Consider the following 534-nt stretch of genomic DNA (forward strand, 5'->3'; position numbering starts at 1 on the left):
TGGCGGAGCGGACGGGACTCGAACCCGCGACCCCCGGCGTGACAGGCCGGTATTCTAACCGACTGAACTACCGCTCCAGTCTTGCTGCTTGCCTGGCAGGCGTCGGTGCTTCCTGCCGGCGCATCGTCTCGACGTTTCGTTCGAACGACGCCTTGTGTTGGCGTCCCCTAGGGGATTCGAACCCCTGTACTCACCGTGAAAGGGTGATGTCCTAGGCCTCTAGACGAAGGGGACAACGTACTGCTTACACCTTTAACGAAAAAGCCCGTTCACATGCAGCCTGAACGGGCTCTCGATCTGGCGGAGCGGACGGGACTCGAACCCGCGACCCCCGGCGTGACAGGCCGGTATTCTAACCGACTGAACTACCGCTCCAGTCTTGCTGCTTGCCTGGCAGGCGTCGGTGCTTCCTGCCGGCGCATCGTCTCGACGTTTCGTTCGAACGACGCCTTGTGTTGGCGTCCCCTAGGGGATTCGAACCCCTGTACTCACCGTGAAAGGGTGATGTCCTAGGCCTCTAGACGAAGGGGACAC

The 534-nt window shown here is 61.2% G+C and carries 4 tRNA genes; all 4 read right to left on the reverse strand.

The annotated features are described in order from the left end of the window. Positions 1 to 77 (reverse strand) — tRNA-Asp (locus WS91_RS02875). An 81-nt stretch (positions 78 to 158) separates the two neighbouring features. Next, positions 159 to 234 (reverse strand) — tRNA-Glu (locus WS91_RS02880). Between the two features lie 64 nt (positions 235 to 298). Next, a tRNA-Asp gene (locus tag WS91_RS02885) sits at positions 299 to 375 on the reverse strand. 81 nt (positions 376 to 456) lie between these two features. Further along, positions 457 to 532, reverse strand: a tRNA-Glu gene (locus tag WS91_RS02890). Positions 533 to 534: the final 2 nt, after the last annotated feature.

The sequence above is a fragment of the Burkholderia sp. MSMB1498 genome (assembly GCF_001526245.1).
GTDB classification, from domain to species: Bacteria; Pseudomonadota; Gammaproteobacteria; order Burkholderiales; family Burkholderiaceae; genus Burkholderia; species Burkholderia savannae.